Genomic DNA, 21,267 nt, shown 5'->3' on the forward strand with positions numbered 1-21,267 from the left:
CGCGACCCACCCCCGAAGATCCGTTCCGTTCGTCACGAGGGGTGACCATGTCGCACGAGCTTTCCCACACCCGTCTCTCCCGCCGCGGCTTCCTCCTGTCGAGCGCCGCCTTCGGCGCGGCGGCCGTCGCCTCGACCTCGATCGTCTCGAAGGCCCTGGCTGCGCCGCTGAAGCTCGAGAAGGACGTCGTGAAATTGGGCTTCATCAAGCTGACCGACATGGCGCCGCTGGCCATCGCCCAGGAGAAGGGCTTCTTCGAAGACGAAGGCCTGCAGGTCAGCCTCGAGGCGCAGGCCAATTGGAAGGTCAATCTCGACCGGGTCATCACCGGCGAACTCGACGGAGCCCACATGCTGGCGGGCCAGCCGATCGGCGCGACCATCGGCTTCGGCACCAAGGCCGACGTGATCACGCCGCTGTCGATGGACCTCAACGGCAATGCGATCACCGTCTCCAACGCCGTCTGGGCGGAGATGAAGAAGACCATTCCCACCGGGGCCGACGGCAAACCGGTGCATCCGATCTCCGCTTCGGCACTGAAGCCGGTGATCGAGAAGCTCAAGGCCGAGGGCAAGGCCTTCGCCATGGGCATGGTGTTCCCGGTCTCGACCCACAATTACGAGCTGCGCTACTGGCTCGCCGCCGGCGGCATCCATCCCGGCTTCTATGCCCCCGACAACAGCGCCGGCCAGATCCTCGCCGAGGCGCTCCTGTCGGTGACCCCGCCGCCCCAGATGCCCGCCACCATGGAGGCCGGCACGATCATGGGTTACTGCGTCGGCGAACCGTGGAACCAGGCCGCCGTGTTCAAGGGCATCGGCGTGCCGGTGATCACCGACGACGAAATCTGGAAGAACAACCCGGAAAAGGTGTTCGGCGTCACCAAGAAGTGGGCCGAGGAGAACCCCAACACCCTCCTCGCCATCGTCAAGGCGATGATCCGCGCCTGCCAGTGGCTCGACGAGGGACAGGGCCGGAATCGCGCGGAAGCAGTCAAGATCCTGGCGAAGTCGGACTATGTCGGCGCCGACGAGAAAGTCATCGCCAATTCGATGACCGGCACCTTCGAATACGAGAAGGGCGACAAGCGCGCGGTTCCCGACTTCAACGTGTTCTTCAAATACTTCGCCACCTATCCCTTCGCCTCCGACGCGGTGTGGTACCTGACGCAGATGCGGCGCTGGGGCCAGATTCCGACCGCCCAGACCGACGCCTGGTACGCCGAGACCGCCGCCAAGATCTATCGCGCCGACCTCTACCTGAAGGCGGCCGAGATGCTGGTGGCCGAGGGCAAGGCCCAGCGGGCCGACTTCCCCCTCGGCTCCGACGGCTACAAGGCGCCCGACGAGGGCTTCATGGACGGCATCGTCTACGACGGCCGCCGACCCAACGCCTATCTCGCCGCGCTGAAGATCGGTCTCAAGGCGAACCAGACGGTCGCCGGCGGCACGGTCGTCGACTGAGCCGGCCCGCGTCGTTCGACCCTCCATCCCCAGGCCGCAGCGACTGCGGCGCGATGCAAGGATCCGATCCCATGACGATCGCCTCCGACACGCTCCGGCCCGACGCCGAGACCCAAGCCACCCGCGACGCCCGCCGCCGGCGCTGGTTCGCGTGGATCGACGCGGTCGCCAGCTATCTCGCGGTGCTCGGCCTCGGTTTCCTGGTGCCGATCCTCAAGATGATCGGCGGCGACGACGTCCGCACCCAATCGAAGGAGCTGTGGCGGCAGGCCGGCGTGCCGCTGCTGGCGATCCTGATCTTCCTCGGCATCTGGTCGGTGCTGGCACCGCGGATCCAGACCTCGCTCGGCGCGATTCCCGGACCCGCCGCGGTGTGGGAACAGGTGGGGGTGCTCGCCGCCGACCATGTCGCCGAGCGGGCCAAGGAGAAGGCCTTCTACGAGCGTCAGGAGGCGCGCATCGCCGCGACGCTCGCCGCCGATCCCAAGGCCGAGATCAAGCGCAAGTCCTACGTCGGCAAGCCGACCTACGTCGACAAGATCCTGACCTCGCTGAAGACCGTCTTCACCGGCTTCCTGTTCGGCACGATCGTCGCCATCCCGCTCGGCATCCTGTCCGGACTGTCGCCGACGGTGAACGCCGCGATCAATCCGCTGGTCCAGATCTTCAAGCCGGTCAGCCCGCTGGCCTGGCTGCCGCTGGTCACCATGATCGTCTCGGCGCTCTACGTCAGCTCCGATCCGCTGTTCGAGAAGTCGTTCCTGGTCTCGGCGATCACCGTCACCCTGTGCTCGCTGTGGCCGACGTTGATCAACACTTCGCTCGGCGTCGCCTCGATCGACAAGGACCTGATGAACGTCGCCCGCGTCCTGCGGCTCGGCTGGGCCAAGAAGGTGTTCAAGCTCGTCCTGCCGTCGTCGCTGCCGCTGATCTTCACCGGCATGCGCCTGTCGCTGGGCGTCGGCTGGATGGTGCTGATCGCCGCGGAAATGCTCGCCCAGAACCCCGGGCTCGGCAAGTTCGTGTGGGACGAGTTCCAGAACGGCTCGGCCGCCTCGCTCGCCCGCATCCTGGTCGCGGTGTTCACCATCGGCATCATCGGCTTCCTGCTCGACCGCGTCATGCTGGCCCTGCAGTCCGCCTTCACCTGGTCCGCTCAGCGCTGAGGAGAGGCATCATGACCGACCGATCGCCGATCCTGCAGCTGAGAGCCGTGTCCAAGAGTTACGGCACCGGCGACGACGTCACCCGGGTGCTCGCCGGTATCGATCTCGACATCCGCGAGGGCGAATTCGTCGCCATCCTCGGCTTCTCCGGGGCGGGCAAGACCACGCTGATCTCGACCCTCGCCGGCCTGACCCGTCCGGATGCCGGCACGGTGACGATGCGCGGGCAACCGGTGACCGAGCCGGGGCCGGAGCGCGGGCTGGTATTCCAGTCCTATTCGCTGATGCCCTGGCTCACCGTCCACGGCAACATCGAACTGGCGGTCTCGGCGGTGTTCCCGAAGGCCACCAGGGCGGAGCGCGAAGCCCGCATCACCCGCTACATCGCCATGGTCGGCCTCGGCCACGCCCGCGACCGTCGGCCGGCAGAGCTCTCCGGCGGCATGCGCCAGCGCGTCGGCATCGCCCGGGCGTTGGCCATGAGCCCCGACGTGCTGCTGCTCGACGAACCCTTGTCGGCGCTCGATGCGCTGACCCGCGCCAAGCTCCAGGACGAGATCGAGCGGATCTGGGAGGAGGACAAGAAGACCGTCGTTCTCGTCACCAACGACGTCGACGAGGCGCTGCTGCTCGCCGACCGGGTGATCCCACTGACCCTCGGTCCCGGCGCGACGCTGGGCCGGGAGTTCGTGATCGATCTGCCGCGGCCGCGCGATCGCACCGCCGTCAATCACGATCCGGCCTTCAAGGCGCTGCGCGCCGAGATCACCCAGTATCTGATGGACATGGGCATCGAGCGGGGCTCCGGCGACGACGACGGCCGAAGTCTGCCCGCCGTGCGCCCGGTGCATTTCCGCGAGGACGTCGCCCGCGCGGTGGCGGAGGCGCGGGAGGCCAGGAAGCATCCCGACCTGCCCAAGGCCTGGGCCGAGGCGGCCAAGCCGAAGACCGGCATCAACGCGCGCTTCGTCGAGTTCGACGAGGTCAAGAAGATCTATCCGACGCCGAAGGGGCCGCTGACCGTGGTCGACGGCTTCGATCTCGACATGAAACGCGGCGAGTTCGTCTCGCTGATCGGCCATTCCGGCTGCGGCAAGTCGACGGTGCTGACCATGGTCGCCGGGCTCACCGACATCTCGGCCGGCGGCATCGTCCTCGACGGGCGCGAAGTCTGGCAGGCCGGTCCCGACCGCGCCGTGGTGTTCCAGGCGCCGAGCCTGTTCCCCTGGCTGACGGCCAAGGAGAACGTGCTGCTCGGCTGCGACGAGGTCTATCCGACCGCGTCGCGCGCCGAAAAGCGCGAGGTCGCCGAATATTACCTCGCCCGGGTCGGCCTCGCCGACAGCCTGGACAAGCCCGCGTCCGACATGTCGAACGGCATGCGCCAACGGGTCGGCATCGCCCGCGCCTTCGCGCTCAGCCCGAAGCTGCTCCTCCTCGACGAGCCCTTCGGCATGCTCGACAGCCTGACGCGCTGGCAGCTCCAGGAAGTGCTGATGGAGGTTTGGACCCGCACGCAGGTCACCGCGATGTGCGTCACCCACGACGTCGACGAGGCGATCCTCCTCGCCGATCGGGTGGTGATGATGACCAACGGGCCCAATGCGCGCATCGGCAAGATCGTCGATATCGACATGCCCCGCCCGCGCTCGCGAAAAGCCCTGTTGGAACACCCGCGATACTACGAGTACCGCGAGGAAGTACTGAGCTTCCTCGCAGAGTACGAGCACGGCTCTCGTCCCAAGATGCACGCCTGACGGAGGCTCTCATGAACATCGTTCCCACGCCCGAGAAGCTCGTCGTCATCGGCAACGGCATGGCCGCCGGCCGTACGCTCGAGGAACTCTTCGCCCGCGCACCGGGGCGCTACGCGGTCACCGTCTTCGGGGCCGAACCGCGGGTGAACTACAACCGCATCATGCTGTCGCCGGTCCTGTCGGGCGAAAAGGCCTACGAGGACATCATCATCCACGACGACGCGTGGTATGCGGCCAACGGGGTGAGGCTCGAGCGCGGCGCGACGATCGTGGCGATCGACCGTGCCGCCCGTACGGTGACCGCGGCGTCGGGCAAGGTCACCCCCTACGACACGCTGATCCTCGCCACCGGGTCCGAACCCTTCGTGATTCCCGTCCCCGGCAAGGATCTCCCCGGCGTCGTCACCTTCCGCGATCTCGACGACGTCGAGAAGATGCAGGCGGCGGCCGACGCCGGCGGCCACGCGGTGGTGATCGGCGGCGGCCTCCTCGGTCTCGAGGCGGCGGCCGGGCTGCAGATGAAGGGCATGGGGGTCACCGTCGTCCACCTGATGCCGACCCTGATGGAGCGCCAGCTCGACCCCTCCGCCGGCTATCTCCTGCGCCGGGCGATCGAAGTCCGCGGCATCGAAGTGGTCACACAGGCCAATACCAAGGCGATCCTCGGCGAGACCCATGTCACCGGCGTCGAACTGGCCGACGGCCGGATCATCGCCGCGACCCTGGTGGTGATGGCGGTCGGCATCCGTCCGGCGACGGCGCTGGCACGAGCCGCCGGGCTCGCCGTCGAGCGCGGCGTGGTCGTCGACGACGCGATGCGGACCTCCGACCCGTCGGTCTACGCGGTCGGCGAATGCGTGCAGCACCGCGGCGCCTGCTACGGTCTGGTCGCGCCGCTCTACGAGATGGGCAAGGTCCTCGCCGCCAATCTCGCCGGCGACGGCGCCGCCTACACCGGCTCGGTCACCGCCACCAAGCTCAAGGTCACGGGTATCGACCTGTTCTCGGCCGGCGACTTCTCCGAGGGCGACGATCGCGACGAGATCGTGCTGCGCGATCCCGCCCGCGGCGTCTACAAGCGCCTGGTGCTGAAGGACGACCGCATCGTCGGCGCGGTGCTCTACGGCGAGACCGGCGACGGCTCGTGGTTCTTCGATCTCCTCAAGAAAGAGACCGACGTCGCGGCGATGCGCGACACCCTGATCTTCGGCCAGGCCTATCAGGGGGGCTCCCCCCTGGACCCTACGGCGGCCGTTGCAGCCTTGCCGGATGATGCGGAAATCTGCGGCTGCAACGGCATCTCGAAGGGCACCATCGTCGGGGCGATCACCGCCCAGCGCCTGACCAGCCTGGAGGAGGTGCGCGCCGTGACCAAGGCGTCCGCCTCCTGCGGCCAGTGTACCGGCAAGGTCGAACAACTGCTCGCGGTCACCCTCGGCGACGCCTTCGCGGGGCCGGCACGCAAGACGATGTGCAAGTGTACCGACCTCACCCACGGCGAGGTGCGCGACTTCATTCGCGCCAAGGCGCTCAAGTCGATCCCGGCGGTGATGCAGGAACTCGGTTGGAAGACCTCCTGCGGCTGCGCCTCGTGCCGGCCGGCGCTCAACTATTATCTCGTCTGCGAATGGCCCGAGGACGAGGTCGACGACAGCCAGTCGCGCTTCATCAACGAGCGCGTCCACGCCAACATCCAGAAGGACGGCACCTTCTCGGTGGTGCCGCGGATGTGGGGCGGGCTGACCACCCCGGCCGAACTGAAGGCGATCGCCGAGATCGCCGAGCGCTGGCAGGTGCCGACCGTCAAGATGACCGGCGGCCAGCGCATCGACCTGCTGGGCATCGCCAAGGAGAACCTGCCGGGCGTCTGGAAGGACCTCAACGACGCCGGAATGATCTCGGGGGCGGCCTATGCCAAGGGCCTGCGCACGGTGAAGACCTGCGTCGGCAAGGAGTGGTGCCGCTTCGGCACCCAGGATTCGATGGGCCTCGGCATCAAGCTCGAAAAGCTGATGTGGGGGTCGTGGACCCCGGCCAAGGTCAAGCTCGGGGTTTCCGGTTGTCCGCGCAACTGCTCGGAATCGACCATCAAGGACATCGGCGTCATCTGCGTCGATTCCGGCTTCGACCTGCACATCGCCGGCGCCGCCGGTCTGCACGTCCGCGCCACCGACCTGCTCGGCCATGTCGAGACCGAGGCGGAGGTGCTCGAATACTGCGCCGCGGTCCTGCAGATGTATCGCGAGGATGGCTTCTACCTGGAGCGCATCTACAAGTGGAGCGCCCGCGTCGGGCTCGACACCATCCGCAGAACGATCATGGCGGACGCCGCCGCCCGCGCCGCCCTGTTCGACCGCTTCCTCACCTCGCAGAAGGCCGCGCAGGTCGATCCCTGGGGCGAACGCGTCGCCGGCCACGAGGCCCATGAATTCTCCAACCTCACCGTCGTCCCGGCGCTCGCCGCCGAATGACCGAGACAAGGGATCGCATCATGACCGACGCCCATTGGTACGACATCGGCACGGCGGACGACGTGCCCCGCCGCGGCGCCCGCACCCTGCGCATCGACGGCCGCGAGATCGCCGTGTTCCGCACCGCCGACGACCACGTCTTCGCGCTGGAGAACCGTTGCCCGCACAAGGGCGGCCCGCTCAGCGAGGGCATCGTCCACGGCCGCAAGGTCGCCTGCCCGCTGCACAACTGGGTGATCGACCTCGAAGACGGCGAGGCGACCGGCGCCGACCACGGCTGCGCCGAGGCCTTCGCGGTGAAGATCGAAGCGGGCCGCCTGCGCCTCGCGGTGCCACGGACGCGCGCCGCGGCAGAGTGAGGCGGGCGGCGTTCGGGGCTGAAGGAGCGCCGCACGGGACGCGATCCGTCGAGCCCCCCCTCCCTGTCCCTCCCCCTCCAGGGGGGAGGGGACGGTGTGGCGAGGGAGATGCAGACCACCGACGACGAGACGCTGCGAAGCGACCTTCGCACGAAGACCATCTCCCCAGGGTCCTCTCCCCCCCGGAGGGGGAGAGACAGAGAGGGGGGGCTCGGGCGGTTCGTCTCGGCGAAACGCCGAAGGGGTCCGCAGCCTCGCCCCTCACAATACCCCCATCCGTCCGCGCCGCGCCGAGGAGACCCCATGACCGACACCGTCCGCACCGTCCTGACCACCTGCCCCTATTGCGGCACCGGCTGCGGCGTGAAGGCCGAGGTCGCCGCGGACGGGGCGGTGACCATCTCGGGTGATCCGGATCATCCGGCGAACTTCGGCCGCCTCTGCGTCAAGGGCGCGGCGCTCGCCGAGACCCTCGGCCACGACGGTCGCCTGCTCCATCCGGAGATCGCCGGCCGGCGCGTCACCTGGAACGCGGCGCTCGACGCGGTCGCGTCGCGCTTCGCCGCGACCATCGCCGAGCACGGACCGGACTCGGTCGCCCTCTACGTCTCCGGGCAGATCCTGACCGAGGATTACTATGTCGCCAACAAGCTGATGAAGGGCTTCGTCGGCTCGGCCAACATCGACACCAATTCCCGCCTGTGCATGGCCTCCTCGGTCGCCGGCCACAAGCGCGCCTTCGGCTCCGACACCGTGCCCGGCTGCTACGAGGACCTCGACAGCGCCGATCTGGTGGTGTTGACCGGCTCCAACCTCGCCTGGTGCCACCCGATCCTCTACCAGCGCATCGCCGCGGCCAAGGCGGCGCGGCCGGCGATGAAAGTGGTCAACATCGATCCGCGCCTCACCGCCACCGACGACATCGCCGATCTCCATCTCGGACTGGAGCCCGGCTCCGACGTGGCCCTCTTCGCCGGCCTGCTCGCTCACCTCGAAGGCACCGGGCACCGCGACGGCGATTTCGTCGCGGCCCACACGTCGGGCCTCGATGCGGCCCTCGCCGCCGCCGCGTCCTTCGCCGATCTAGACGCCGTCGCCCGGGCGACCGGCCTCGCGCCCGCCGACATCGCCACCTTCTACGGCTGGTTCGGCGCGACCGAAAAGACCGTCACGGTCTATTCGCAGGGCGTGAATCAGTCCTCGGCCGGCACCGACAAGGTCAATGCCATCGTCAATTGTCACCTCCTCACCGGCCGGATCGGACGTGAGGGGATGGGTCCGTTCTCGGTCACCGGACAGCCCAACGCCATGGGGGGGCGCGAGGTCGGCGGGCTGGCCAATCAACTCGCCGCCCATCTCGAACTCGACGATCCCGCCCACCGCGCACTGGTCCAGGACTTCTGGGGAAGCCCGACCATCGCCGCCACCCCCGGTCACAAGGCCGTCGAGTTGTTCGAGGCGGTGGCCGACGGGCGGATCAAGGCACTGTGGATCATGGCGACCAACCCGGTCGACAGCCTGCCCGACGCCGACCGGGTTCGTGCGGCGCTTCGCTCCTGCCCCTTCGTCGTGGTCTCCGACGTGGTGCGCGACACCGACACCACCGCGCTCGCCGATGTGCTGCTGCCGGCCGAGGCCTGGGGCGAGAAGGACGGCACCGTCACCAATTCCGAGCGCCGCATCACCCGTCAACGTCGCCTCGTCGCCCCGGCCGGCGAAGCGCGGCCCGATTGGTGGGCCTTGGCGCACGTGGGCCGGCGGCTCGGCTGGACCTCGGCCTTCGCGTGGGATCGCGCAGCGGCGGTGTTCCGCGAGCACGCCGCCCTCTCCGGTCATCGCCCCGAGATCGTCCGCGATTTCGACATCTCCGGCTTCGCCGATCTCTCCGACGAGGATTTCGCAACCCTCGCGCCGTTCCAGTGGCCGCGCCGCACCGGTGAGCCGGCGCCCGATGGGCCGAAGCGCTTCTTCGCCGACGGCCGCTTCTTCACCCCCGACGGACGCGGCCGCCTCATTGCGACGCATCCCCGCCCGCCGCGCGCGAAGCCCTCACCCGAGTTGCCGTTCTGGCTCAACACCGGCCGCGTCCGCGACCAGTGGCACACCATGACCCGCACCGGCCTGGCGCCGAAGCTGACCGGCCACATCGCCGAACCCTTCGCCGAAATCGCCGATGCCGACGCCGAGCGCCTCGGCATCGCCCCGGCGAGCCTCGTCACCATCGCCAACGGTCGCGCCGCGGTGGTGGTGCGGGCGCTGGTCACCGATCGCCAGCGCCCCGGCTCGGTGTTCGTGCCGATCCATTGGACCGATCGGGTCGCATCCTCGGCCCGCATCGGCGCACTGATCGCGCCCGAGACCGATCCGCTCTCCGGTCAGCCCGAGTCCAAGGCCGCGACCGTCGCCGTCCGCCCCTTCGCCGCCGTCTGGTACGGCTTCGCGCTGACGCGGACCGTGCCGAAGTCGATCGCCGCGGATTATTGGGCACTCGGCCGGATCGACGGCGGTACGCGGCTCGAACTCGCCGGGCTCGAGGCACCCGACGATTGGTCGGACTTCGCCGTGAACCTGTTCGGCCCCGACGTCGAACTGGTGCACTTCGCCGACGCCAAGGCAGGGCGGCGGCGGATCGCCGCGGTGCGCGACGGCGCGGTGGTCGGGCTGCTGCTGGTCGCCCCGACCCCGGTCGAAGCGGCGCGCGATTGGCTGTGCCAGCGCTTTTCCGCTGCGATTCCGGCTGGCGAGGCGGCGGCGCTGCTCGCCGCCCGCCCGGGTGGTGCGGCCGAGGATCCCGGCCGCCGCGTCTGCACCTGCTACGGCGTCGGCGCCAACCAGATCCGCAAGGCGGCCGTGCGCGGCTGCCGATCGGTCGCGGCGATCGGCGACCACCTCGCCGCCGGCACCAACTGCGGGTCTTGTCGCCCCGAGATCGCGCGGATCGTCGCTGCCGTCTGGCCGCCCGAGGCGGCGGTCGCCGCCGAATGACCCCATCGAGCGCGGGGAGAAAAGGCTTGTCGCGCGCTGCAGCGCTCACCATGATGCACTGCGAGACGCGCGAGGCGACCGGTGGCCGACACAACTCTGACCATCCTGGTGATCGACGAGAATCCGACCCGCGCCACCATCCTCGAGGAGGGCCTGCGCGAGGCCGGCCACCTCGACGTGGTGCGTCTGGCGACCACCCACGAACTGCTGCGACGCATCGTCGAGATCGACCCCGACGTAATCCTGATCGACCTCGCCAGCCCGTCGCGCGACGTGCTGGAGCAGATGTTCCAGGTCTCGCGCACGGTCAAGCGGCCGGTGGCGATGTTCGTCGACCAGTCCGACACGGCGATGATCGAGGCCTCGGTCGATGCCGGCGTCTCCGCCTACATCGTCGACGGGCTGCGCAAGGAGCGGGTCAAGTCGATCCTCGACATGACGGTGTCGCGCTTCAACGCCTTCGACCACCTCACCCGCGAGTTGCACCGGGCCCGCACCGAGCTCGCCGAGCGCAAGGTGATCGAGCGCGCCAAGGGCATCTTGATGAAGTCCAAGGGCATTCCCGAGGAGGAGGCCTATGCGCTGCTGCGCAAGACCGCGATGAACGAAAAGATGAAACTAGCCGACATCGCGCAGAGCGTGGTGACCGCCGCGCACCTCTTGGGATGAACCGGGGCCGATGACATGAGCGACCGAACCATGCTTGCTGCGGAGTCGACCCCGGGCGATCTCGTCCGGCTCAGAATCGGCTTCATGCCGCTGGTCGACTGCGCGCCACTGGTGGTCGCCCGCGATCTCGGTTTCGCCGCGGCGGAGGGGCTCGAGCTCGATCTGGTGCGCGAGACCTCGTGGGCCAACATCCGCGACCGCATCGTCCTCGGCCATTTCGACGCCGCCCACATGCTCGCCCCGATGGCGGTGGCGGCCCGCCTCGGACTCGGCCACCTCCAGGCGCCGGTGATCGCCCCTCACGTGCTCAACCAGGGGGGCAATTCGATCGCCGTGACGCCGGCGCTGTTCACCGAGGGTGGCGGCGACTGGGGCGCCTTCGGCGACGCCGGCGCCTCTGGCCGGGTGCTGGCCGAGGTCGTCGCGCGCCGCGCCCGCGCCGGCGGCGATCAGCTGACCTTCGCTTCGGTCTATCCGTTCAGCAGCCACGACCACCAACTGCGCCATTGGATGGCGGCGGCCGGCATCGATCCCGACCGGGATCTGCGGCTGGTGGTGGTGCCGCCGCCCTACATGGTCGAGGCGATGGCGAGCGGCAGCGTCGACGGCATCTGTGTCGGCGCGCCCTGGATCGGTCGTGCCGTCGATGCCGGGGTCGGCCGCCTGTTGCTGCCCTGCGCGGCATTGTGGCCGGCGGTGCCGGAGAAGGTGCTGGGCCTGCACGAGAGCTTCGCCGAACGGCGCGCCGACGAGCTCGCCGCCCTGTTGCGCGCCCTCGATGCCGCCGGGGCCTGGGCCGAGGACCCGGCCAACCGCGGCCGCCTCGCGGCGCTCCTGGCCCGCCCCGAGACCATCGGCGTCGACGAGACCATCGTCGCCCGCGCGCTGTCGGGCGATCTGCTGGTCGAGAAGAACCGCGACGCGGCCCATGTCGAAGGCTTTCTGCGCTTCCACGGCACCGGCGCCAACGGCCCGGTCAATCGGCCGCGCATGACCGACGGGGCATGGTTCGCCGCCCAGATGGTCCGCTGGGGTCAGGTGCGCGACCCGCCCGCCGCAGCCTTTGCCGCCGCCCGCGCCACCTTCTCCTCTGCCCCTTGGGATGCCACCTTCGGCCGTCCGGCGGTCCAGACCGAGACGGTCGTCTCCTTCGAGGCGCCGCTCTTCGAGGGCAGCGCCCCGGAAGCCTGGCTCGCCGCCCATCGCTCGGGCTGACCGAAGACCGCACCGGATCGGTCCCTCTTCCGATATCGAAGTTTGCCGCGTGTCGCGACCAACCGATCGAGTTCGGCTGCTGCGCGCAGACCCGAGAGCGACTGTCGCCATTCAGCGCGATGTCCTCGCGGGTGCAGTGGCTTCGCCGGCCTTCGGCTCGTCGACGATCGTCGGAATGCGGAAGCGGCGGCCATCGGTGAGCCGATCCGATCCCAAGTCGAGGCTCCAGGTTCGGCCGCGGCGGCACCCGCATCGGCGACCGCGTGCCGAGGGCGCGCTCTCGCCCACCGCGCCGGACGGCGCGCCGAACTCCTCGTCACGCCGGTACGGGTCTGCGAACACTTCCGCGACGCATGTGTTGAAAATGACGTGTCCTGCCAATGGTCTCTGCCTCATTTACGGCTGGGAACATTTATGGTTCTAATTTGGGGTGAGACGTTCACGTCAGGGATTGTCGTCATGCTCGGTGAGATGCCGTCTGGCCCTTCGGCCGAAGAAATCCTCGCCGAGCCCGGGTTTCCCAGGGCGCGGTCTGCCTATATTGTCGAGATGCTGGAGCAGCATGAGGATCAGCCAGCGTTGAACCAGATGCTGTTCGATGAAGGCCGGGCCTTCATTTTCTTGACGATCATCACGATGCACGCAGGCTACCTGCCCGACGACCGCAACACCTGGCCGACGATCCAGCTGCTGCAGCAGGAGATGACAAAGCACGGCATCGCCAGCGGGGGACGTGTGCGCGACCTCGTCAGGCGGTTGTCTGACATCGGCTATCTCGACGTGGAAACGGCGCCTGGCGACCGCCGCGTCAAGCTGCTGAAGCCATCACAGAAGATGCTGAGTCAGGACCAGCGGATACTGCGTGTCTATTACCGTCCCTTGCATGAATTGTTCCCTGTTCCCGGCTATCCGGAACCGATGCGTGGCGATCCACAGTTCCAGGCGATGGCGCGTCAGATCGGATTCGCCTTCATCGACCATGCCCGCCGGTTCATCATGGCCAATCCGACCATCGCGTTCTTCCTGCCGCGTCAGGCCGGTATCATGGTGCTGACCAAGCTCATGCAGCTGTGGCTGGAGACCGAGGCGGACGCGGCGCAGGAAATCTCCTTCATCGATCTCGGAGAGAGTTTCGGGATATCGCGGACCCATGTGCGCGAGCTCCTGCGCGGTGCGGGCAGTCAGGGTCTGCTGCGGCTGCGGGGCAATTCGGTCACCCTCGAACCGGGCTGCCGCGCAGGCTTCGACCGCTTCCTGGCCGATACGATGGCGGGCAGCGATCTGGTCTATCGACTGGCACGACAGCGGCTGGCCGGGACGACCTGAGGACGGCACCGCCCATAGATCCGACGGATACCCGCATAAATTGCATCCAAAAAGTTCCCGGCTGCAGGCGGTGAACACGCTGGCCTCACGAGGTTTGGCGCCTTTATCGTGGCCGGATGGCCGACGTCGCGACGGGATCGACATGGGTTCCGAAGCGCGAGCGAGGCATGCGAAGCGAGTCTCTCCCGAGGTGCCTCCGTGCACCGAGGCGGCGGCGGATGCGTGTTGCAGGAGCTCAGGATGTTCAAGCGGTACCGCGACCAGTACCTTTTCGCCGCGGCCGGTTCGCTCCGCCGTGCGCGGTTCGGTCGGAGCCATCGATTGGCCGCGCTGCTGGCCACGACGGCGCTGGCGGTGCCCCCCGCCCTCGCCGGCGACGGGCTGCCGACCGGCGGGCAGGTCGTGGCGGGAACGGCGTCGATCTCATCGTCGGGCAACGCACTGACGGTCCGCCAGGGCTCCGACAGGGCGATCGTCAACTGGAACGGCTTTTCGATCGGTCAGGGCAATACGGTCGATTTCATCCAGCCGGGCGCGTCGTCGGCCATCCTCAACCGCGTCACCGGCTCGACCACTTCGACCATCGCCGGATCGCTCACCGCCAACGGCCAAGTCTATCTGATCAATCCGAACGGCATTGCGATCACCTCGACCGGCACGGTCAAGGTCGGCGGCGGCTTCGTCGCCTCCACTCTCGACATCGCCAACACCGACTTTCTGAAGGGCAAGTACGACTTCGCCGGCGATGGCGCGTCCGCCGGGGTCGGCAATGCCGGCGTGATCACCGTCGGGCGCGGCGGCTATGCGGCGCTGATCGGCGGCACGGTGAGGAATGACGGCCTGATCGCCGTGCCCTTGGGCAAGATCGGCCTCGGCTCCGGCGAGCAGGCGACGCTCGATCTCTCCGGCGACGGCTTCCTGCAGGTGGCGGTGCCGACCAAGGCCGGCGCGGAGGGCAAGGGCGCACTGATCGAGGTCGGCGGAAAGATCTCGGCCGAGGGCGGCACGGCGGTGATGCGGGCGGCGACCGCGCGCGATGCGGCGCGCCATGCGATCAACCTCAGCGGCGTTGTCGAAGCCAACGCCGTCTCCGGCCATGACGGCGCCATCGTGATCGGCGGCGGCGACGGCGGCAAGGTCACGCTGTCCGGCAAGGTGAGCGCCACATCGACCAGCGGCAAGGGCGGCAAGATCACGGTGACCGGCAAATCCGTGGCGCTGAAGGGGGCCACGGTCGACGCCTCCGGCACACGAGGCGGCGGCACGGTCGAGATCGGCGGCGACCAGCAGGGCAGCGGCACGACGCAGCGGGCCGACACGGTGAGCGTCGATGCCTCCAGCGTGATCCGCGCCGATGCGACACAGGCCGGAAACGGCGGTCGGGTCGTGGTCTGGTCGGATCAACTGACGAGCTTCGACGGACTGATCACCGCGCGCGGCGCGGGCACCGGCAAGGGGGGTGACGCGGAAGTCTCCGGCAAGGCGGTCCTCGCCTATACCGGATTTACCGATCTCTCCGGCCCCGGCGGCTTCGGCACGCTGCTGCTCGATCCCTACAACGTCACGATCTCGACCGGCTCGGCGTCCAACTCCTCCGGCACCACGGCAACCGGCAACGACAGCGTCATCAATGTCGGCACGCTGACCGCGGCGCTGTCCGGCGCCAACGTGACGGTGACGACGGGAGCCTCCGGCTCGGCGGGGTCTCAGGCGGGCAACATCACGGTGGCCGCGCCGGTCATTTGGTCGAGCGGCTCGACGCTGACGCTGTCGGCCCATGGCAACATTACCCTCAATGCCAACCTCACGGGCGGCACCGGCTCATCGATCGTGCTGCGTTCGGACAATTCCGGCACCGGAACCGGCACCGTCACGTTCGGCGCCGGGGCGACGCTGAGCGCAGGAGATGGCGTCTCGATTTTCTACAACCCGAGCAGCTTTGCGGCGCCGACCGACTATTCCTCCCGCATCGCTTCGGGAACGCTCACCGCCCACATGCTGGTGAACACGGTCCAGGATCTCCAGGACATGAACACCAACCTCAACGGCACCTATGCGCTGGGCCGGGACATCGACGCCAGCGCCACCGCGAGTTGGAACGGCGGCGCGGGCTTTCAGCCGGTCGGGAGCACGTCCAGCTTCTTCTACGGTACCCTCGACGGACAGAACCACACCATTTCCGGGCTGTTCATCAATCGCGGCGGCCAGGTTGGCGTCGGCTTGTTCAGTGACATCGGTCCCGGCGCAAAAGTCTCCGATCTGGGCCTGATCGGCGGCAGCGTGACCGGCGATGTCGCGGTGGGCAGTCTATCTGGCGCCAACCACGGCATCATCACCAACGTCCATACGTCCACCACAGTGAGCGGCAACGATCAGGTCGGTGGACTCATCGGCGCCAACACCGCGACGATCACCGGTGCCTACGCCACGGGTACGGTCAGCGGTGCCACCAATGTCGGCGGGTTGGTCGGCTTGAATGGGCACGGAAGCGGGAACTGGACGATCTCCGATGCCTACGCCACAGGCTCCGTCGGTGGCAGCTCGATTGTCGGGGGGCTCGTGGGCAGCAATCAAGGCGTTCTCGTCAACGTCTATGCGACCGGCTCCGTCAGAGGCAGCTCCTATGTCGGGGGGCTGATCGGCGACAACCAACTTGCCGACTCCGTCACCGCATCGTTCTACAACGGGCAGACCTCGGGGCAGGCCAACGGCGTCGGCAACGGTTCCGCCAGTGGCGTGACCGGGCTCACCACGGCGCAGATGCGCGACGGCTCGACGGCATCCGGCGGCTTCTACGCCCTGGCCAGCGCCGCCGGTTGGGATTTCACGACGGTCTGGGCGCGGCCGAATGCGGTGGCGAGCCAGTCCAGCGACGGCCAGCTCCACTACGCTGAACTCTATGCAACATCCGGCGTGGTCGGGGTCGGCGCCTCGGGCAGCAGGACCTATGGTGATGCCGGCGCCAACGTCGCTCTCACCTATTACGGCTCCGGCTACACCGTCACGACGGCCCCGACCGATGCGTCGGGCGTGACCGCGTCGAGCAATGTCGGAACCTATTCGACGAGCCTCTCCGGCGGCAGCGGCACATCCTCGAGTGGCCAGTCGGTCCGCTTCGTCTACTATCCCGGCTCCATCACGGTGACGCCTGCGACACTGACGGTGACGGCGGGCACCGGCACGATGGTCTATGGCGACAGTCCGGCTCTGACCTACGGCGTCGCCGGCTGGAAGAACGGCCAGACGAACAGTCTCTTGAATGGCGTCACCGTTGCAGGTGTCTCCTCGACCTCCGATGTCGGCACGTACGCGACCAGCGCCTCCGGCGGCACGCTGCTCGGGGCGGCAGCCGGCAACTATACGCTGACCTATCTCGGCGGCAGCGTCACCGTCACCCCGGCCGCGCTGACGGTGACGGCTGGTACCGGCAGCATGGTCTATGGCGATGCGGCGCCGTCACCCGGCTACAGCGTTTCCGGCTGGAAGAACGGCCAGACCGATCGTCTTCTGACCGGGGTCGACGTGACAAGCATCGCGGCCTCGACGTCAAATGTCGGCACCTACACCACCACCGCAACCGGCGGCGTGTTGTCGGGTGCGGCGGCGGGCAACTATTCCGTCAATTACGTCAACGGAACCGTCACCGTCACGCCTGCGACGCTGACGGTGACGGCCGACAATGGCACGATGTTCCAGGGCATGCGGCTGCCGACGCTCGGCTATGGCGTTTCCGGCTGGAGGAACGGCCAGACCGACGATCTCCTGACCGGCGTCACCGTCACGACCGACGCGACGCCGACCTCGCCGCCCGGGACCTATCGCACGATGGCCGCCGGCGGCCTGCTCGCGGGCGCGGCCGCGGGCAATTATGCGCTCGCCCATGTCGGCGGCACGCTGACGGTCGACCGCCCGCTCACGGCGCCCGGCGACAGCGGCCGGTTCGCCGCCGGCATCGGTCTGCCGGCCATGCAGACGCCGCAGACGATCGTCTATGCCGATCTCACCGGCGCTCTGCCCGACGGGCTCGTCCTTGCTCGGAGCGGGCCCTGCAACAGCCCTTCGGCCGGTGCCGGTTCGGGGGGCTCATGCGTCAGTCCCTGAGGGTCGGAAAGCTGTCTGATGCCGCCGCCGCGTCGATCCCTCGGACGCGCGCCGGGTCCGGTCGCGAGGATGGTCCGCGGCGCCAACCAAGGTCGGGTGAGTCCATGATCACGGGTTCGACGAAGACGATCGTGACCGCCGGATTGGGGTCTGTCGCGATTGCCATGATGGTCCCGGCCATCCCTGCGCTGGCGCAGACGGCGAGCCAGATCACTCTGCCCACCTATGCACCGCCCATCGCGCGGACCGCCGACGGCGGGCTGACGCTCGGCGGTTCGACCGGTCTTGAGGCGCCGAAGGGGGCCGAGACGCTCAGCGTCACGCCGTCGGGCCTGACGATCGCGGGCGGCCGGCCGGAGCTGTCGGGCGAGACGGCGGCGATCGAGGCCGTGCTGAAGGGCAAACGCGTCACCGGAGCCGACCTCTTCGCCGCCGCCCGCAAGCTGGAGGAAGCCTATGCCCGCGCCGGTTACGTGTTGGCGCGTGTCAGCCTGCCGCCGCAGACGATCCGGAACGGTCAGCCCCTGCGCCTCGTCGTCACCGAAGGCTTCGTCGAGGCGATCGACGGCTCGGCGCTGCCCGAGCCGATACGCCATCGCGTCGACGCGATGCTGGCGCCGCTGGTCGGCAAATCGGGCTTGACCCGGGCGGATCTGGAGCGACGGCTGCTGCTGGCGGGCGATACGCCGGGGGTGATGTTGACCTCGACGCTGAAGGCGGGCGTGAGGCCCGGTGCCGCCGTCATCGTCGTCGAAGGCCGCTATGATCCCATCACGGCGACGCTCGCGTTCGACAACGGCATGTCGCACGCCCTCGGCCGTTCTTCCGCCGGGCTCGGCGTCGACGCCAACGGCCTGCTCGGTCTCGGCGAGGTCGCCTACCTGCGCCTCAACGGCTATCCGGGCTTCAACGACGGCGTCTTCAACAAGGACCCGCGCAATCGGCAGGCCATTGCCGGCGTCACGCTGCCGCTCGGCACGGATGGCGCCTGGCTGAACCTGGAAGCCGTCGACAGCCGCACCCATCCGACCTCGACGCTCGCCTATACGATGGCGGATCGCTACCAGCGTTTCTCGACCAGGCTCGGCTACAACTGGGTCCGATCGCGCGACGTCAACACCTCATCGACGCTCGCTTTTGATGTGACGGAGGAGCGGCAGACGCTCGACCTCGCCGGCGTGCGGACGCCCTTCACCGAGGATCGGCTGCGGGTCTTGCGCCTGACGCAGACCGGCGACGCGCTCCTGCCCCGGGGCGGCCAGATCAGCGGCGGTGTCACCGCCTCCTTCGGTCTCGATGCGCTCGGGGCCCGCAGCGCGACCACGGCCCTGCCGCTGTCGCGCGACGGCGCCAGACCCGATTTCCAGAAGCTGGAGGCCTCGGTGGCCTATGCCCAGTCCGTCCTGGACGAGCGCCTGCATCTGTCGCTGGCGGCCAAGGCGCAGACCTCGTTCGGTCAGGTGCTCGCCTCCTCCGAACAGATCGGGCTGGGCGGGTTCGATTGGTTGTCGGCGTTCGACGGCGGCCTGCTGCAGGGCGACGCGGGCGCTGCGGTGCGCGCCGAGGTTTCGGTTCCGCTGGCGCAGCGCCTCGGCGGTCCGTTCGGCGCCGCGGCGGCGCCCTATGTCTTCGGGGCCGGCGGGTTCGCCCGACTCGAGCAGCCGTCGGCGGTCGAGGCGCGTCTGACCCGGGCGAGCTCTCTGGGTGCCGGCATCCGGTTCGGTCTGTCGGAAGAGAAGGCGCCGCAGTCGGCGACGCTGACGCTCGAATATGCCCATGGCGCGGCGACCGGCATCCCCACCCAAGACCGGTTCAACCTGCGCGTCTCGACCCGGTTCTGACGCCGTGCGGCCGCTTGCCGCCGCCGGCCCGCCCCTTGTCGCCTTCTACAACCGTCTGATTGTCGTCATGGTCCTGCCGAGACGTCTGTGCTGTTCGCCTTGGGGCGGAGGCGGTCTCGCCGATTCGAACAGTCGAGCCCGGTCCTCGGTGGAGGCGTTCGGCCCCCTGCGCGATGCCGGGGTATCGCCGCGCCGGCGCCTCGCCAGCGGAGCCTCACCGAAGGTCCGCGCCTGTCGTCTCCCGAGGGCGGGGGAGACCAACCGTCATCGTGGCGCCTGATCGCCGGTCCTTCGAATGGATCGGCCGCCTCGATGGGCCCCCCCGCAACCTCCGACCCGAGAACCTCGTGATCCGCTCGGGTGCAGGTGAAGAGACGCCGGAGGCTCGGCAGGGACGGCGAAAACCGTACCGACGCGAAAGGGAGGGCGGCCACCATGACCGTGGCCCTCCCAACTCCCTTAGAGCCAAAGGGGGCGGACGGGGCGTGAGCCTCACTTGTTCCCGACAGGCCGAGACGCCTCTCGCTCATCGGCAAGCGCGGATGCCCGCACACCGGCGCCAAGCTGAAGAGACTGGACATCTTCGACCGACTCGCCGCGTGATCGGCTGGCGCTCCATCGTGGCGCACCAAACTCGCCAACCGGGTACCGGGTCGGGGTACGAGTTGGGTACCAACTCGAATGGCGTGTCACTCAAGCCATTGAAAACAAGCTGAAATTGTTACGTGAATGGCGCACCCGACAGGATTCGAACCTGTGACCTCTGCCTTCGGAGCAATTTAGCGCACCCATCCTAAATATGCGACAGGGTACGCTATGACACTACAACCACCTGAAAAGACTAGACTATCACAAAATTCACGCCGAAACCTCTATCCGAAAGTTCGCTGCAATTTCCGTCCGGCTGCTTCCGTGGTGCTTCCGCAGAAACAGCCCCTTTCCAGCGGAGGAGGCGCCACATGGCAAAGCTGACCAAGCGGATCGTAGACGCGGCCGAGATCGATGGAAGAGACTATTTCATCTGGGATGACGAATTGCCGGGCTTTGGCCTGCGTGTCTTCGCATCGGGTAAGCGTAGCTATCTGATCCAGTACCGCGCGGCGGGCCGCACCAGGCGCTACACCATCGGCCTACATGGCGTCTGGACGCCGGAAACCGCCCGGCAGGAAGCAAAAATTCAACTCGGCCGTATCGCGCGCGGAGACAATCCCGCCGAAGAACGTCAGCTCGACCACAAGGCCATCACCGTCAAGGAGCTCTGCGCGCTTTATGTCGCCGACCTCAACGCGGGACTGATCCTGGGCAAGGGCGGCCGCCCGAAAAAGCCCACAACGATCGGCACGGACACTGGCCGTATCGATCGGCACATCGTCCCGCTGATCGGCGCGCGCCGGGTCAAAGATCTCACCAAGGCCGACATCAACAAGGTCTTGAAAGACATTATGGCAGGGAAGACGCGCGTTTCCGTGAAGACCAAGAAGCTACGAGGTATGTCCATTGTGCGCGGCGGCGCTGGGACGGCAACGCGGACGGTCGGCCTGCTGGGTGGCATCCTGACTTACGCCGTTGATGCATGCATCATCGAACGCAACCCGGCGCATGGCCTTAAGAAGCCCAAGGATAACGTGCGCAATCGTCGCCTCAGTGAGGCCGAGTACCGAACCCTTGGGTCGTGTCCCATGAAGTGGTGTAGCTGACGAGAACGGTGGTCATCGGCGGTGCGGCGGTATGGTCGGAGTTGCGAGAACCAACCCGACCGAGGAGCCACCGATGACCGACATGATGATGAGCCTACGGACGCTCGTGGAGAAGAGCGCCGACGCCGATGTTTTGCGCGAGATGATCGGCTTCGCCGCGGAGCGCCTGATGGAGCTGGAGATCGGCGCCCACACCGGTGCCGAATGGGGCGAGAAG

11 protein-coding genes and 3 pseudogenes are annotated in these 21,267 nt (G+C 68.1%); 13 read left to right on the forward strand and 1 reads right to left on the reverse strand.

Translation table 11 applies throughout. From position 1 onward, the window contains the following. The first annotated feature begins 47 nt into the window (after nt 1-47). The 8 genes from EYW49_RS10055 to EYW49_RS10090 all read left to right on the forward strand — a co-directional run bounded on the left by EYW49_RS10055 (nt 48) and on the right by EYW49_RS10090 (nt 12,085). Nucleotides 48-1,463 carry a CmpA/NrtA family ABC transporter substrate-binding protein gene (locus EYW49_RS10055; RefSeq protein WP_131309111.1) on the forward strand — a complete coding sequence of 472 codons (1,416 nt, stop codon included), beginning with the start codon at nt 48-50 and terminating at the stop codon, nt 1,461-1,463. Nucleotides 1,464-1,534: 71 nt separating this feature from the next. Then, nucleotides 1,535-2,629 carry an ABC transporter permease gene (locus EYW49_RS10060; protein WP_206365439.1) on the forward strand — a complete coding sequence of 365 codons (1,095 nt, stop codon included), beginning with the start codon at nt 1,535-1,537 and terminating at the stop codon, nt 2,627-2,629. 11 nt (nt 2,630-2,640) lie between these two features. Continuing rightward, the gene (locus EYW49_RS10065) at nt 2,641-4,386 is read left to right on the forward strand and encodes an ABC transporter ATP-binding protein (RefSeq protein WP_131309117.1); all 1,746 of its coding nucleotides are present in this window, start codon (nt 2,641-2,643) and stop codon (nt 4,384-4,386) included. 11 nt (nt 4,387-4,397) lie between these two features. Beyond that, nucleotides 4,398-6,857, forward strand: a complete 2,460-nt coding sequence (nirB, locus tag EYW49_RS10070) for a nitrite reductase large subunit NirB (protein ID WP_131309120.1) — start codon at nt 4,398-4,400, stop codon at nt 6,855-6,857. Nucleotides 6,858-6,877: 20 nt separating this feature from the next. After that, nucleotides 6,878-7,216 (forward strand): nitrite reductase small subunit NirD, encoded by a 339-nt coding sequence (gene nirD / locus EYW49_RS10075; RefSeq protein ID WP_131309123.1) that lies wholly within the window; start codon nt 6,878-6,880, stop codon nt 7,214-7,216. A gap of 303 nt (nt 7,217-7,519) precedes the next feature. Continuing rightward, nucleotides 7,520-10,201: a nitrate reductase gene (locus EYW49_RS10080; RefSeq protein WP_131309126.1), complete on the forward strand. Its 2,682-nt coding sequence runs from the start codon at nt 7,520-7,522 to the stop codon at nt 10,199-10,201. An 81-nt stretch (nt 10,202-10,282) separates the two neighbouring features. Beyond that, the gene (locus tag EYW49_RS10085) at nt 10,283-10,870 is read left to right on the forward strand and encodes an ANTAR domain-containing response regulator (protein ID WP_131309129.1); all 588 of its coding nucleotides are present in this window, start codon (nt 10,283-10,285) and stop codon (nt 10,868-10,870) included. A gap of 15 nt (nt 10,871-10,885) precedes the next feature. After that, entirely contained in the window at nt 10,886-12,085 is a 1,200-nt protein-coding gene (locus EYW49_RS10090; RefSeq protein ID WP_131309132.1) for a CmpA/NrtA family ABC transporter substrate-binding protein, read from the forward strand. Nucleotides 12,086-12,126: 41 nt separating this feature from the next. Here the strand turns inward: EYW49_RS10090 and EYW49_RS10095 are convergent. Further along, nucleotides 12,127-12,380, reverse strand: a pseudogene (locus tag EYW49_RS10095) (IS3 family transposase); the annotation flags it as partial. Between the two features lie 164 nt (nt 12,381-12,544). On the opposite strand from EYW49_RS10095, the gene EYW49_RS10100 reads away from it, so the two are divergent. The 5 genes and pseudogenes from EYW49_RS10100 to EYW49_RS10120 form a co-directional block, all read left to right on the forward strand. Beyond that, on the forward strand, nt 12,545-13,411 hold the full coding sequence (locus tag EYW49_RS10100; RefSeq protein WP_228259558.1) for a hypothetical protein: 867 nt from the start codon (nt 12,545-12,547) through the stop codon (nt 13,409-13,411). A 240-nt stretch (nt 13,412-13,651) separates the two neighbouring features. Continuing rightward, nucleotides 13,652-17,512, forward strand: coding sequence for a beta strand repeat-containing protein (locus EYW49_RS10105; protein ID WP_131309135.1), 3,861 nt, complete (start codon nt 13,652-13,654; stop codon nt 17,510-17,512). A 104-nt stretch (nt 17,513-17,616) separates the two neighbouring features. Further along, a complete protein-coding gene (locus EYW49_RS10110; RefSeq protein ID WP_206365440.1) occupies nt 17,617-19,353 on the forward strand; it encodes a ShlB/FhaC/HecB family hemolysin secretion/activation protein in 1,737 nt (578 codons plus the stop codon). 959 nt (nt 19,354-20,312) lie between these two features. After that, nucleotides 20,313-21,023: pseudogene (locus EYW49_RS10115) on the forward strand (integrase arm-type DNA-binding domain-containing protein); the annotation flags it as partial. A 100-nt stretch (nt 21,024-21,123) separates the two neighbouring features. After that, nucleotides 21,124-21,267: pseudogene (locus EYW49_RS10120) on the forward strand (IS256 family transposase); the annotation flags it as partial.

The organism is Siculibacillus lacustris (genome assembly GCF_004328075.1).
Classification (GTDB): Bacteria; Pseudomonadota; Alphaproteobacteria; order Rhizobiales; family Ancalomicrobiaceae; genus Siculibacillus; species Siculibacillus lacustris.